Origin of the sequence: Roseovarius sp. D0-M9, from assembly GCF_037083805.1 — a bacterium.
Taxonomy (GTDB): Bacteria; Pseudomonadota; Alphaproteobacteria; order Rhodobacterales; family Rhodobacteraceae; genus Roseovarius.
In genome coordinates this window covers 1-14,642 of sequence record NZ_JBAPKZ010000052.1, presented here as the reverse complement: position 1 = coordinate 14,642, position 14,642 = coordinate 1, and the positions used below count along the sequence as shown (strand labels likewise).

Genomic DNA, 14,642 nt, shown 5'->3' with positions numbered 1-14,642 from the left:
CATAGGATGTGGCTTACCCATCTCAAACCCCCATATCTGCTATGCAGACAGGGAATCACAAATCAACCCTCGTGGGAATCTGAATCAGAAAGCTCGCAACCCGCTCTAATGACATTCGAGGAACGCAGCAGTTGGGCAAGGTCAGAAATGCCCGGATTCTTTTTTGCGATTTTTATTTTGTGGGTATCGCGTACGTGATCAAGATGCTTTTCGATTACAACACCACAAATAGCTCCAGCTGCTCGTAGATAGCCCGCCTTGGCCAATGCACTCGCGGTGTCGATCTCGGAGTCGAAGAGATCAGCTTGCAGAACCGCCTTAAGATCCATCAAGGCCGATTCCAATGTACCCTTGGCAGCCTCTACAATATTGAGCTGTTGGACAAACTCAGGAATTGCTGCCCGCCCGCTGACGGTCACATTGCCATCATACCGGGTAATTTGAAGCCCTTGCAGGTAGTCACGGACCATATAGTTCTTGAAGCTAATGTCCTTCCTCACTCTTGGATATTCATAATACGAAATGAAGTCGGAAAGACGGTCAGGTAAAACCTGCTTGATTACCGCTTGAGCTTCTGAATACCACGTCTGATACTCGCCCTTAAAATCTGGGAGTTCTTTTAAGTACTCTTTAACCTTGGCCTTATCCTCCTTGAAGATTTCATTCAACCTTTCTTCAAACTCGACTGGGTTACACTCATGCTGAATAGCCATTTGCAGTTTATACCCATCCGCAATCAACCGATCCAATTGTTCCGAAAATTTTTGAGTTCTTTCAGACATGCGCCCCTCACTGCTCAATTAGCTAGGAGTAGTCCGCTTTTTCCCTCACGCCGTCAAGGTTTCCCCAAAAAATAACCTTCGACACATCCCCCCCGGGGTTGCTGCATAGAACCTAGTTCCGTCGCTTCGCAAGGTTCGGTTTTACGGAGTAAATGTCATGTGCATCTCTGCCTTTTCCGAATGGCACAGGNAGACAGACTATTACGCCGCTCTATGAGAGATTAACCACACTCTATTCAACTTAGTCGAACTTTACGCCAGCTATAGATGGTGCAAAAATACAGCGCTCGATCAAATTCATCGAATTTTTTGAGGTTTGATCCAAATTAATGGGTTGACAGGTCGCTCGGATTCGAACTACAAGTTCCTTGTTCGTTCCTTGTTCGTTCCTTGTTCGTTCCTTGTTCGTTCCTTGTTCGTTCCTTGTTCGTTCCTTGTTCGTTGCTTGTTCGTTGCTTGTTCGTTGCTTGTTCGTTGCTTGTTCGTTGCTTGTTCGTTGCTTGTTCGTTGCTTGTTCGTTGCTATTTTGGTTCCGGATTTTACACCCAAAATATATACTATATATACTCTATATATATAACATCTACTTAGCTGTCATAGATATTGGTGTTAGATAGTAGATTCATATTAGAGTCATAGAAGATGACTTCTATCTCTTCATACACCCATACAAACCTATCTNCGGGGTTGCTGCATAGAACCTAGTTCCGTCGCTTCGCAAGGTTCGGTTTTACGGAGTAAATGTCATGTGCATCTCTGCCTTTTCCGAATGGCACAGGAGGCGGTGTCAGCAAACCGTGTTGGCGCGAGGCCCTGAAGCGAGCAGCAGCCTGAGCGCATCGAGGTAGGAGCGGTCCGCGTTGTTTCGAGCGGCATGCCATCGGCCGTAGGCTGCAAGGTTCTTTGACGCGGGTCCGCAGAAGGGCTGCATGAAGGCGCGAAAGCGGCTGATGAGGGCGTTCACGGTGTTGATGTGGTGGCTGCGCGGGGTGCGCTTCGTTCGCCGCCCGGCGTTGAGCGCGAAGTGCGGGATGCGCGCGTCCTTCGCGATCCGCTCGTATGTGACGAACCCATCCGTGCAGAGCACCGCATCGGGCGCCATCACGGGCAGCAGGGCACCGGAGATCGCCGCCTGGCCCGCGTCGGCGATGGCCTCGAAGGCCCGGTGGCCAGCGCGATCGGTTGCCGCGAGGAGCTTTTTCTCCCAGGCCCGCCAGCCCCCCGGAGGCGCTGCCGCCGAACCGCCCCGACGCCGATAGGCTCGCCACCTCAGGCGCGGCGGCACCGGGTGGTTCACGGGGTCACGCCGGTGCCTGACCCACTCCCTCGACCCCTTTCGGCTCTCGCGTTGGTGGGCTTCGTCGGCTTCGACGATGCCAGCAAGAGTGGCGTCAGGCTCCGGCTTCAGAGCGCCAATGATCGCCATCCGCCAGCGCCAGATGCTGTGACGCGACGTACCCAGCACCTCGGCCCCGCGGCGGCAGGACATCGGCTGCGGCGCCTCGATCATGTCACGCGCCAGCGCGACCACCAGGTCGGGGCGGTGAACCCGGGCCATCGGGGTCCCGCTGCGGCCCGACCACGTCGCTCCGCACCCCGAGCAGTTCCATCGCTGTGCGCCTGTTCTGGTCCGACCCCACCGGGTGCGCGCGTCACCCCCACAGCGCGGGCAGGACGCCGCCGGGCCACCGACATCGGCCCGCGCGTCGATCTCCAGGACGGCCTCGGCACGCTTGCGCGCATCAGCAACGAGTCCTTCGGCCTGGCGCAGTTCCTGCGGGCTCAGCCGGGCAAGCAGGCGGTCGAATTCGGTCGGATCGAAGCGAGGCATGGCGGATCTCCTTGAGCGTCGGAAGCCTCAGCCTACCTCACTGGCGCATAAGAACAAAGAGAGAACCAACACGCTTTGCTGACACCGCCGCACAGGACGAGTAATCGGTGTTTCGAGCAATAAATGGCTGCTTTCGTGCTAGTCTGGTAAGGGCCGCGCATTTGCAGCCAAGGTCCGCTCCTCACCCTATCTATCGGCCTCCTGCGTAGTCGCGCATTCGGCCCGTAAGCTATATTGATTTAAAACAACATAGCCATAGAACAGCGTTCTAAAAGCTCCGTCCTATGGATATCGATCAGTGTCGGCGATTGAATGGGTTTTCTACCGGCTAATAGCTGCGGTAGAATGAGAAAAATCTATCCCCGTCAGGGACGGCAATCATGATGCTTGGCCGCAGCGCGATGGGTATCGCTAGCCTCTTGTGCCTCAAGGGCGCCAGCGAAATTCAGCCATTCTTGGAGTGCAGACCGCACCAATCCGCGATGAACAGCGTCATTGCTTTGGTCACATTGCGTAGGGAGGCCAAGTTGACACGTTCGTCGAAGCCGTGGACATGTTCTGCGGCGGGGCCATAGACTAGCGCGGGCATTTTGCCATAAAGTCCAAAGAAGCGCGCATCAGTCGTCGCTGTCGAGGCGACCTCGTTCAAATCATGGCCCGAGACCGTGCGATGTGCTTGGGCTAGTGCAGTCACAGGGACTTCCGCGTCTTTCAATACATAGCCCTCGGCCTCGAACCCGTTGAAGATAACCTCGGGCGGATTGTTCACGAGGAAGGGAACGTCGCGTGCGGCCTCCGCAACAATGCGCTCGATCTCGGACTTGGCATCGTTCAGATCCTGGCCCGGAAGTATGGATATTCGCGCATCGAACGCACACCAAGCGGGAACGGAAGACGCCCAGTCGCCGCCCTCAATCTTGCCGATATTGAGGTTTATCGGGTGCGCCACATCCTTGTAGTGCCGATCCTCTGACTTGGCGACATTCCATTTCGTCTCGAGCGCCCCCAGCGCCTCTATCACCTTGTAAGCGGCGATGATCGCATTAGCCCCCTTGCCCGCCTGAGCGACATGAACAGGCAGGCCCTGAAGCTCGATTCTGAACCAGATAACACCGATTTGAGCCCGGATAAGACACTCGTGCAGCGGCTCGGGGATCAGCACAGCGTCGGCGCGATACCCCTTGGCGAGGCAGGCCAGCGCACCGTTGCCCGTACATTCCTCCTCGACCACGCTTTGCACGATGACATCGGCGGCAGGCTGAAATCCGGCCCTATGGATGGCGTCAAGCGCGGCCAGGCACGCGATCAGCCCTGCCTTCATGTCTCCAGCACCGCGCCCGTACAGCCAGCCATCCGAGCGATGCGGATGGAACGCCGGATGCGTCCACATACCGGCAGGTCCGGGTGGCACGACGTCGATATGCCCGTTCAGGATAAGCGACCGGCCCTCAGGTCGCGGCGCCCGGTAGGTACCGACGACATTCCAGGCGTCATCGTAGCTGACATGGACCGGCGAGAAGCCCGGCAGATGCCGGATCGCATCCAGATCAATACGAAAACGGTCAACGTCCCATCCCCGCGCACGCATCTGAGCTGCCATGAAATCCTGTGCAGTCGCCTCGTTGCCTCGGGTCGAAGGAAAACGGACAAAATCTGCTGTCAAATCGACCTGCGCGTCAAAGCCGTCCTCAACCGCGCTCATCAGTATTTTCTGGATTTTATTCTTCACGGTTGTCCTCAGGTGGAAGGTGGGCATCGACGAAATTAAGAATGACGCCTTGAATCTGCTTGTCCGTGCTCAGCCAATGCTTGCCCGCAAGGTAGTCCGGGGAGGAATAGACCTGAGACACCTGCGCCTCGCCCTGCATAAATGCCCCACAATCGCCGCTCAGCACCGGCTGGCGGAACCACGGGTCGTCCTGCCCGACGAGGGCCAGCACGGGCTGATCTTCGGGTGCATTGAGACCCCGGTATTCCGGCCATCCGGCATGGCAGGTCCATCCTTCGATGATCCGCATCGCGGCATCCGGCGCTTGCATCGTCGCAACGGTGATACCGCCTTCTGAATGGCCCATAATGATGATCGGTACCCCCTTCAGCACTTCTGTTTCGCGCAGCCGGGCCAATGCATGCCCCATCTCTTCGTGCCGCCAGCCTAGCACCGCGCGGTGCAGCCCCCCCCGCGCCTGCGCCGCATTGCAACTCACGGGCTTATCTTGGCGCGCGAAGCTGTCGGGGGCGACGACCAAGTGACCGGCGTCCGCCAAAAACCGCGCCGTTACCGTGGTGATCCGGCTTAGCCCGTCACAGCCATGTGCGTAGAGGAAGGCTGCGCGGGGGGGCTCGACGTCGGCAAGCGCATCGACGGAGGTGGCGTTTGCCCTGCCAGGCAGCCAGACCTGCGCCGCGTCCCAAGTGCGCGCAACATCGGCGTCATTGGCCTGCGCCGCGGAGGTGCAGAGCGCCAGCAACAGCCCGCGGAGTATGATCGTCATGCTACCGCCTCCATCAGCGCGCGGCTATAGGGATGCGACGGGGTGCCGTAGAACTCGCGCGCAGGTGAGGCCTCGACAATCTCGCCCTTAAGCATCACGGCGATCCTGTCCGACACATAGCGTGTCGCGGCCAGATCGTGCGAGATGAAGAGCGCGGCAAACCCGTGATCTTCCTGCAGATCGCGTATGAGGTTCAGTACCTGCGTCTGCACTGAAACATCGAGCGCGCTCACGGCCTCGTCAAAGAGGATGAAACGCGGCTCGGTGATCAGTGCGCGGGCGATGGCCACGCGCTGACGCTGACCGCCCGAAAGCTGGCCGGGATAGCGGTCGGCAAAATCTGCGCTCAGCCCGACCTGTTCCAGCATCTTCGCCACCGCCTGATTCCGGGCGGCACCGCGCGTGCCCAAAACACGCAGCGGCTCACCTACCGAGGCGCCGCAGCGCAGACGCGGGTTCAGCGCCCATTCGGGGTGCTGCAGTACGACCGACAGCTGACCGCGCCGTTGCCGCAACCTGCCAAACGGCGCGCCCTGCATACGCATCTCGCCCACCGTCGGTTTCAGCAGGCCGAGGCAGACGCGCCCCAGCGTCGTCTTGCCCGATCCGCTCTCGCCCACAAGGCCCAGCGTCTCGCCCTCGGCAATCTCCAGCGATACATCGCGCACCGCTTCGACCACGTCGCCACCGATCAGGCGACGGCGAAAGGTGACGCCGACCTTGTCCAGCGTGATGACTGCACTCATTGCGGTACCTCCCTGCTGGCAGGCGCATCCGCCAGAACACTCTCGGCAAAGTGGCAGATGACCGTGCGGCCCGCGACCTCGCGCGGCTCGGGACGCTGCTCGTGGCATTTATCCTGAGCGAATGCACAGCGCGGCGCAAACGCGCAGGCCTCGCACCGCCCGCTGAGGGTGGGCGGTGTGCCCGGGATCGGCTCCAGCCGCTCGCCCGGACGCTCGCTGCCCGACGCAGCGGCCAGAAGCGCGTTTGTGTAGGGGTGCGCCGGGCGCTCCAGTACCTCGGCGCTGGTACCGATCTCGACAACGCGGCCGCCATACATCACGGCTACGCGGTCTGCATGGCGCGCCATCAGCCGCAGATCATGACTGAGCACCAGGAGGCTGGCGCCGGTCTCGTCCCGCAGGCGGCGCAACGTCGCCATCACCTTTTCACGGATCGAGGCATCCAGAGACGCCGTCGGCTCATCTGCAATCAAGAGCCTTGGCCCGCGCGCGATGGCAATGGCGATCACCACCCGTTGCGCCATCCCGCCCGAAAGCTCATGTGGATAGGCACGCATGATGCGGGCAGGGTCGGAGAGCTCGGCGCGCTCCAGAAGTGCCGCGATATCATTCTCGCCCGCACGGTTCGGCATAGCCCGCGCCACCTGGCGGCCTACCCGCATCGTTGGGTCGAGCGCCGTCATGGGATTTTGAAAGACGAACCCAAGCTTGTCGCGGCGCAGCCCGCGCAGCGTCTCGGCATCCGTCGCAAAGACATCGGTGCCGTCCACTTCAATCCTGCCCGCCTCATGCACGGCCTCGCCGGGCAAGACACGGCCAAAGGACATTCCCAGTGTCGACTTGCCCGATCCACTTTCACCGACAACGGCCAAGGTCTCGCCCGTCCGCACGGCCAGATCCGCGCCGTCGAGCGCACGCAAGCTGCCGTTGGTGGTGCGGTAGGAAACAATGACGTCCTGAGCTCTTGCAATATCACTCATGTCAGTGCCCTGCCCTTCAGCGGCTCCAGCATGTCGCGCACCGCGTCGCCGACAAGGTTCACCGACATGATCGCCAGCGACAGCACCGCACCCGAGGATAGCACCATCCACGGCGCGATCGTCAGATACGCGCTGCCCTGTCGCAAGAGAGAGCCGAGCGATGCCTCGGGCGGCTGCACACCGAGGCCCAGAAAGCTAAGCGCACTTTCGATGATCATACCGATCGACAGCGCATAGGTCAGCTGCACCATGACGGCACCCATCACGTTGGGCAAGATATGCACCACGAGGATACGCGGCCATGAGGCCCCTGCCACACGCGCCGCGATGACGAACCCGCGCCCCGCGACGCTGAGCGTAACGGAGCGGACCACCCGGATCAGTAGAGGCAGGGTCGCGATGGAGATGACCGATATGGCTGAGAATTGCCCCGGCCCGAGCACCGCGGCGACTAGAAGGCCGACCAACAGCGCGGGAAAGGCAAAAAGGATATCTGCCCCGCGCGCCACGGCGATATCCGTGAAACGGCCGAAATACCCCGCCGCCATGCCCAGCGCCGTGCCGATGACGGCCGAGATCAGGACCGCGATGGCCGAGAGCAGAAAGGTCGCGCGGATGCCCTGCACGACGCGCGGCAGGAAGGACCGCCCCAGCTCGTCCGTACCGAAGGGAAAGTCGAGCGATGGCGGCCCAAGGCGTGGGCCGGCGGCGATGCGCGTGGGATCACCCAGGGGCAGCCATTGGCCAAAGATGCCCAAGAAGATCAGCAGCCCCAGCACCGTCAGCCCGAAGGCCGACAGGAAATCGGTGCGCCAGATCCGCACCATCCAGTGAAAAGCAGCTTTCATCCGTCCGCCCCCACCCGCGGGTCAATCACCGCGTATAGAAAATCCGCCAGCATGTTGATGGCGACGAAGGCGACCGCCGCCAAAAGCACCCCGGCTTGCACGATTGCGTAGTCTCGGTTGAGCAGGCCGTTGAAGATGTAGTGGCCAAAGCCCGGCACCGAAAACAGCACCTCGACCACCACGGCCCCGCCCAAAAGGAAGCCGAAATAGGTGGTCACCACCGTCACCACCGGAATGGCCGCATTGCGTAGGATATGCAGCCGCACGATATCGCGGGGCCGCTCGCCCCGTGCGACGGCGGCGGTGATGTAGCCTTCGGTCATCACCCGCAGCACCGCGTCGCGCGTCGTGCGCAGGACCAGCGCGATCCCAAAGAGCGACAGGGTCAGCGCGGGCAGCAGCATCGTCTGCATGTTACCAACCGGATCCTCGCCAAAGGACACGTAGCCGCCGACGCGAAACCAGAGCGACCAGACGGAAAACACAAAGATGAGCACGCTGCCTAGCACAAAATCCGGCACGCTCGCGCCCAGTGCGCCAACCAGCCGCGCCATATCGACACCGCGTCGCCCCCCCTGCCGGATGCCCGACCAGACACCCAGTGGCAGCCCGACCGACAGCGCCAACCCCAGCGCGATCAGCGCCAGTTCAAGCGTCACTGGGGCGCGGCGGATGAACTCGTCGACCACCGGCTGGCGGGTCACCATCGACACGCCGAAATCCCCTTGAAGAAGCGCGGCAAGCCAGCGCAGGTATTGAACTGCCAGGGGTTGATCTAGCCCGTATTGCTGACTGATCGCCTCGCGCGCGGCGGGGGTGACAAAGGGGCCCAAAAGAATATCGGCATAGCCGCCGGGGATCATCCTCAGGGACAGGAAGACTAGAATTGACACACCCAAAAGGGTCACGATCATCGCAGCCAGACGCGGCAATAGGTAGAGGAAAAGTCGCATTGAAGCTCCGGACAAGCGGGGACGGCAGCCCTTAAGGACCGCCGCCGCGCGGGTCTTACTTGGGATCGAACTCGGCGATGAATTGATAGGTGTTCGCCGAGCCGGACCGCTCGGCCAGCTTTACGTCCACCTGATCTTCGCGATAAGCGAGATAATCGGACTTGCCGACCAGGGCGAGGATATTGGCGCCATCGTCGATCATCGCGCAGATTTCGGTCAGCTTGGCGTCACGCTCTGCACCGGCCTGCATCGCGCCCACCTCGTCCAGCGCCTCTGACAGCTGGGGCACGTTTTCGTGGAAGGCGGCATTCCAGACGGCGAATTCCGGGTTCCACCACTTGATCACCATGCCGGGGTCTGTATAGCCTGCCAGCCACGAGGCCGAGAAATCGAAATCGCCATCGGTGAAGACCTTTTGCAGATATTCCGCCGTCGGCACCTGATCAAGCGACACATCAAAGCCCGCCTCGCCCAGGCTTTGCTGCACCACCTGCCCGATGCGCCCCAGGACGGGGTTCGCCGAGCTGAGTGTCAGCGCGATCTCGGGCGAAGTGTTGCCCGCCTCCTCCAGAAGGCCGCGCGCTTTTTCCAGACGCTCGTCGCGGGGCATGGCGTAAGTATCCAGATCGCGGCACGCCTCCTTGCCGAAGGCGGCGGGCACTGGGTAATCGGGCGCCGAGGTGCCAGCAAAGACGAAATCGTTGATCGCGTCACGGTCGAGCGCGAGGTTCATCGCCTGGCGGATCCGCTTGTCATGGAAGGGCGAGTCCTCGTCCAGCGCGTTGACGTCGAGGCGGTAGTAGTTCGTCGTCTGCTGCACATCGATGGCGACGTTGGCGGCGGTGCCCAGCATCTGCTGCGCGTCCGGGTTTTCAAACGTGGTGAAGTCGATGCGCCCGTCCCGCAGCGCCGCAATGCGCGCGCTCTCGTCGGGGATGATCGGCACCTCCAGCGTATCGGCCAGCGGATAGCCCTCGCGCCAGTAATGCGGGTTGCGGGCCAAGGTCCAGCTTTCGTCCTGCTTGTGCTCTTCGACCATGAAGGGGCCCGAGCCAAGCATCTGCGACGCCGGATCAAAACTGCCCTCTTTCAGCTCTTTCATCGGCAGGATCGCTGCCGTGATATGCGCCAGCGCGGGCAGGAAGGTAGCCTGAGGGCTGGCCAACTCAACCTCGATGACGCGCTCGCCCGTGGCTTCCATGCGGGCGATATCGCCCAGCTGCGGCGACCAGTAGCTGGCCGTTTCGGGGTTCTTGATCCGCTCCAGGCTGCCGATGACGTCATCGGTCGTGATCGGGCGCCCGTTGGAAAATGCCGCATCTTCGCGCAGGGTCAGCGTGTATGTCGTAGGCGATGTTTGCTCCCAAGCCTCGGCAAGGCCGGCGGAGAGGCCCAGATCGGCGTCCGTAGTCAGCAGCGTCTCATAGACCATCTGGTACATTTCCCACGAGGCCACGGTGCCCGCGACATGCACGTCAAAGCCGGTGATCTCGGCCGGCTTGCCCCATGTCATCACGGTATCCTGCGCCAAGGCAGTCAGCGGACTAAAGGCCAGCAGCGCGGTTGCGCCCATCAGATTAAGAGTTTTCATGTCAGATTTTCCCCGTTTGATACGCTCATTGCATGGTTGCTTGCAGAGCTTATTGACGAGTCTGTTATAAAAGTCCCATTATGTCAATTGAAGTTATATTTAGAACATGGAATAAAGGCTCGTCGCGATGGAAAATTACGCACAGCATGACGCAACCGGCTTGGCCGCATTGGTAAGAAACGGTGACGCCTCGCCGACCGAGTTGCTGGAGGCGGCCATCGATCGTGCCGAGGCGTGCAATCCGGCGATCAACGCGCTGTCGCAAAAGCTCTATGATCATGGCCGTGCGGCAATCGATGCTGGCCTGCCCGAGGGCCCGTTTCGCGGCGTGCCCTTTCTGCTCAAAGACGCGTCCGGCGAGCTTGCCGGTCACGTCACCGCCAATGGCGCACGGATCTTGTCCGAGGGTGCGCCTGCGTCCAGCGACTCGACGCTGGTTGCACGCTACAAGGCGGCGGGAGTGGTCATCTTCGGCAAGACGACGACACCGGAATTCTCACTTGCCGCGTCGACCGAAACCTCCCTCACGGGGGCGACACGCAACCCCTGGGATCTGTCGCGCAGCGCCGGCGGCTCCTCTGGCGGGGCAGCAGCCGCGGTGGCCGCGGGCATTGTCCCGGCGGCGCATGGTAGCGATGGGGGCGGCTCGATCCGAATTCCGGCTTCGTGCTGTGGCCTCTTCGGGATGAAGCCGTCGCGCGCGCGCAACCCGTCCGGCCCGCTGGTTGGCGAGGGCTGGGGCAGCCTGTCGGTGTCGCATGTGCTGACCCGGTCCGTGCGGGACAGCGCCGCGATGATGGACGCGACCCAAGGCATGGCGCCGGGAGATCCCTATTGCGCCCCGGAGCGGGCGCGGGCCTACGCAGAGGAAGTTCAGCGGGACCCCGGCCGCCTGCGCATCGGCTGGCACGTAACGCCAATGAGCGGCAAGCCAGTCGAGCCTCCCTGCCGCAAGGCTGCCAAAGACGCCGCGCATCTGCTAGCATCTTTTGGACATGAGGTGGAGGAGATCAGCCTGCCCGGCGAGGTGGAGCCCCTGCAAAAGGCGCTCTGGGTGCTGGTGGCCAGCAATGTAGCGCGCAGCATCCACGCCATTGGCGCTCGCCGTAGCCGCAAGGTAAAGCGAGCGGAGGTCGACAATGTGACCTGGAGCGCCGTCGAGGATGCACGGGACATGAGCGCCGAGGATTATGCCGAAGCGCTCTTTCAGATCCATGCGCAAAGCCGCCGCATGGCCGATCTGCACGCGCGCTTTGACGTGCTCCTCAGCCCGACACTGGCGACGTTGCCGCCAGAGCTGGGCGTGCAGCGCACCGATACCGAAGATATGGACGCCTACCGCGCCGCGCTGACCGGCTTCACGCCTTTCACGCAGCTCTACAACATGACGGGTGCGCCCAGCATGTCGGTTCCGCTGGGGTGGCACCGCCCGACGCCTTCGCAGAGCGAGCTTCCGGTGGGCGTGATGATCTCGGCCGATTTCGGGCGCGAGGATATCCTCTTTCGCCTTGCGGGCCAGATTGAGGCGGAAAGCCCCTGGTTCGACCGCCTGCCGGACCTCGCCGCCCTGAAAGATCCCTCATGAGTCAGCCGCCTCTTCAGGATCGCCTGCGCGCAAAATACCCGGCGCTGACCCGCGCGGAAAAGGCGGTCGCAAACTACATGCTGACATATTTCGATCGTCTGGGCTTCGAGACCGCCGCATCCATCGCCGAAAATGTTGGCGTCAGCCAAATGACCGTAGGTCGCTTTCTACGCACGATGGGATACAACGGCTTGCCCGAGCTGAAATCCGACCTGCTCAGCCAGATGGAGGCGCCTCCGGTAACGGTGTCAGACCGGCTGAATCGCATTCGCGCCGAGGGAACTTGCGATGTCTGGGACAATTTCGACATGGATGTCGCCGCTCTGCAAAGCGCCTATTCTCTGCGTGGCTCCCCGGCCTGGGGTGCCGCGATCCACGCCATTTGCTCTGCGCAAAAGCTCCATGTTGCGGGGTTTCAGACCATTGCGGGCATCGCATCGGGCTTTGCCACACGCCTCTCCTACCTGCGGGGCGATGTGCGGATCGAGGATGGCAGGGATGGCATTTTTGGCGCCATACTGGGAGATCAGACAAGCACGCATTGTGTCGTACTCTTTGAGATGCGGCGCTACACTCAGGCCAGCCTGAACCTTGCAGCCGCCGCCGAAGAAGCGGAAATTCCGCTGATCATCATCTGCGACACGCACTGCATCTGGGCACGCGACCATACGGATATGGTTTTTCCCCTACGCACCGACTCGCATCTGTTCTGGGATTCGCATGTGCCCTATTCCTGCCTTAGCACACTGCTGCTGAACGACCTCACCGCGCAACTTGGCGATAGCGTTTCGACGAGACTAGAGCAGATGCACGCTCTTCAGGACCGCTTTGGCGCGTTTAAGGATTGATCCTCCAAGAGGGCAGGTCACAGCTTCATCTAGGCACTTTCAGATTGACCATCGATGTTTCTGACAGCACTTACGCTGCCATTTCAAAGCCCTCTATGAGAGAGATTAGCTCTTCATGGATTTCACCCCATTCCGCACTCAGGTTGACAGTTGCCACTGTCACGGCCGTATCAAGCAACCGGTATCTCAGCCTTATCGATTTACCGCTTGATGGGTAGATCAAAAGGCCTGAGAGCACTCGCTCTGGCTCATTGGCTCGGACATGAGCAAGGTATGTTGAAAGCTGATAGAGGTGATCAGGTCGCACCTTCGGATCATACCTCCCGCCTGAGAGGATCTTTTTATAATACTTAGCGTCAGCCACAATCGTGCGGTGACCAGACCGGAGCGTGATGTCGGTTTTCATAATCGGCAGGAAGGCTAGATCAGCTTCATCTGCAGCTTCCGCACGCCAAGTCATGTTCTCCGCGTTTGCTGAGTATCCAGCGAGCTCCGATCGATAAAAGTTGCGCAGAAAATCCTCGAAGAGCGCAGGCATTCGAGTTTCATCGTCGAGGATGTTCTGAAACCTTGACCCACTCCCCTGCTCATCCGGGAGTAACGCATGGAAGACCAGCTCAGACACCCGCATTAGAAACCCATATTGTGACGTGTTCCTCGAGAGCTGAACTCGTCTGAACACGCTCGCCGAGAGCCTGATCGAAGACACACCGGCCATGCGTCGTGCCGACGTCTTTAGCTCATGCCTGAGATCCTTCTTAATCTCCGTGCAGCTAGCCAGAGAAATCAGAGTTGCCTTCAGTATCTGGTTATGCAGAACATCCGGCGTTAATTCATCAAGATCGCATACGGCAAAACCGCGTAGCATCGTTTGCCGCTTGGTCATAACGTCGATCCTCAGTTTTCCGCGAGGCGAGCGTGTTTCCTCCGTAATCTCAACATATCCTCGGTCAAGACCGCGCCTAAGCAACCGGTGAGTTCCCTCGTTCAGTACTTTGGCTAGCAAGTGCGGCAGGTCGGGGCTATCGTCAGTTCCCACCGCTGTGACCCCACCACCCTTGAAATGCCCCCAAGCGTAAAGCAGAAGGTAGTAGATGTTACGAACAGGAATTGTCACCGCATCAGCCTAAGAGCCGGTCGCGCCATTGATCCGCATTTTCAGGTGCATCGAACCAATATTCTTCGAGAAGCGGATAGATTTCGGTTTCAACTACCCGCCGGAACCACAGTTCAGGGTCAACAACGGTCGTGGTTGGCGTAAAGAAACTATGCCCGATCCGGAAGCCAGGTCCCAGGTTGACGCGATCGCTTTCGATGTCTTGATTGAGCTCACCCATCCCATTGGTGATCTTATTGATCATATCTTCCGGGAGCCCGTAGCGTTGCAAGTGTGATCTATACTTTGGCGCGCCATAGAGAGGCTCCATGGCAACAAATGCAAAACGCCGGCGAAGTGCATAGTCCACCAGGGAGAGCGAACGGTCGGCTGTGTTCATCATTCCGAGAATATAAACGTTCGCAGGCACATAAAAGTTCGGCTCCTGCTCGGTGGCATACGCTAATTTTGTGGCCCACTTCACATCTCGTTTATCTGGTTCAACGAGAAGCATCAGCTCACCAAAAATCTTCGATAAATTGCCCCTATTGATCTCGTCGATGATGAAGACGTAGGTGCCATCCGGATCGTTTATGGCGCGATTGCAGAATTCGTAGAAGGACCCGTTCTTCCGCTCAAACCCTTGGCTCCCATTCGGGCGATAGCCCTGCACGAAGTCTTCGTAGCTATACGATTGATGGAACTGCACGGACTGAACTTTATGGTCATCTCGGTAGCCGATGAGAGCATAAGCCAAGCGGCGGGCAATGAATGATTTTGGCTTCTTCGCGGTTTGTGTGGGTGTGCGGGTCTCCGGTCAGTTCACGACCACACCAGATGTTGTGTCGTAGGGTGGCGCGGGCAGGTGCTTGAGCCGACCGGCGACA

General features: G+C 60.0%; 13 protein-coding genes. 2 read left to right on the top strand and 11 right to left on the bottom strand.

Annotated features, from left to right (window positions below; genetic code table 11):
• Positions 1-62: 62 nt before the first annotated feature.
• The 9 genes from V8352_RS19740 to V8352_RS19700 all read right to left on the bottom strand — a co-directional run bounded on the left by V8352_RS19740 (position 63) and on the right by V8352_RS19700 (position 10,226).
• The gene (locus V8352_RS19740; protein WP_336425997.1) at positions 63-782 is read right to left on the bottom strand and encodes a hypothetical protein; all 720 of its coding nucleotides are present in this window, start codon (positions 780-782) and stop codon (positions 63-65) included.
• Positions 783-1,569: 787 nt separating this feature from the next.
• The gene (locus V8352_RS19735) at positions 1,570-2,613 is read right to left on the bottom strand and encodes an IS1595 family transposase (protein WP_336425996.1); all 1,044 of its coding nucleotides are present in this window, start codon (positions 2,611-2,613) and stop codon (positions 1,570-1,572) included.
• Positions 2,614-3,058: 445 nt separating this feature from the next.
• Entirely contained in the window at positions 3,059-4,315 is a 1,257-nt protein-coding gene (locus tag V8352_RS19730) for an ArgE/DapE family deacylase (protein WP_336425995.1), read from the bottom strand.
• A gap of 16 nt (positions 4,316-4,331) precedes the next feature.
• The gene (locus V8352_RS19725) at positions 4,332-5,108 is read right to left on the bottom strand and encodes a hypothetical protein (protein WP_336425994.1); all 777 of its coding nucleotides are present in this window, start codon (positions 5,106-5,108) and stop codon (positions 4,332-4,334) included.
• Entirely contained in the window at positions 5,105-5,854 is a 750-nt protein-coding gene (locus V8352_RS19720) for an ATP-binding cassette domain-containing protein (protein WP_336425993.1), read from the bottom strand. Before V8352_RS19720 ends, V8352_RS19725 begins: the two co-directional genes overlap by 4 nt.
• Positions 5,851-6,834, bottom strand: coding sequence for an ABC transporter ATP-binding protein (locus V8352_RS19715; protein WP_336425992.1), 984 nt, complete (start codon positions 6,832-6,834; stop codon positions 5,851-5,853). The genes V8352_RS19720 and V8352_RS19715 overlap by 4 nt, the downstream gene beginning before the upstream one ends.
• Positions 6,831-7,682, bottom strand: a complete 852-nt coding sequence (locus V8352_RS19710; RefSeq protein WP_336425991.1) for an ABC transporter permease — start codon at positions 7,680-7,682, stop codon at positions 6,831-6,833. Before V8352_RS19710 ends, V8352_RS19715 begins: the two co-directional genes overlap by 4 nt.
• Positions 7,679-8,635 carry an ABC transporter permease gene (locus tag V8352_RS19705; protein WP_336425990.1) on the bottom strand — a complete coding sequence of 319 codons (957 nt, stop codon included), beginning with the start codon at positions 8,633-8,635 and terminating at the stop codon, positions 7,679-7,681. The genes V8352_RS19710 and V8352_RS19705 overlap by 4 nt, the downstream gene beginning before the upstream one ends.
• Positions 8,636-8,690: 55 nt before the next feature.
• Positions 8,691-10,226 carry an ABC transporter substrate-binding protein gene (locus V8352_RS19700; RefSeq protein ID WP_336425989.1) on the bottom strand — a complete coding sequence of 512 codons (1,536 nt, stop codon included), beginning with the start codon at positions 10,224-10,226 and terminating at the stop codon, positions 8,691-8,693.
• 127 nt (positions 10,227-10,353) lie between these two features.
• Here V8352_RS19700 and V8352_RS19695 point away from each other — a divergent pair, with 127 nt between their 5' ends.
• Entirely contained in the window at positions 10,354-11,811 is a 1,458-nt protein-coding gene (locus tag V8352_RS19695) for an amidase (RefSeq protein ID WP_336425988.1), read from the top strand.
• Positions 11,808-12,659 (top strand): MurR/RpiR family transcriptional regulator, encoded by an 852-nt coding sequence (locus tag V8352_RS19690; protein ID WP_336425987.1) that lies wholly within the window; start codon positions 11,808-11,810, stop codon positions 12,657-12,659. Before V8352_RS19695 ends, V8352_RS19690 begins: the two co-directional genes overlap by 4 nt.
• A gap of 70 nt (positions 12,660-12,729) precedes the next feature.
• Here V8352_RS19690 and V8352_RS19685 read toward each other — a convergent pair whose 3' ends face one another.
• Positions 12,730-13,776, bottom strand: coding sequence for a 5-methylcytosine restriction system specificity protein McrC (locus V8352_RS19685; RefSeq protein ID WP_336425986.1), 1,047 nt, complete (start codon positions 13,774-13,776; stop codon positions 12,730-12,732).
• Positions 13,777-13,780: 4 nt separating this feature from the next.
• The gene (locus V8352_RS19680) at positions 13,781-14,524 is read right to left on the bottom strand and encodes an AAA family ATPase (RefSeq protein ID WP_336425998.1); all 744 of its coding nucleotides are present in this window, start codon (positions 14,522-14,524) and stop codon (positions 13,781-13,783) included.
• Between the last annotated feature and the right edge of the window lie 118 nt (positions 14,525-14,642).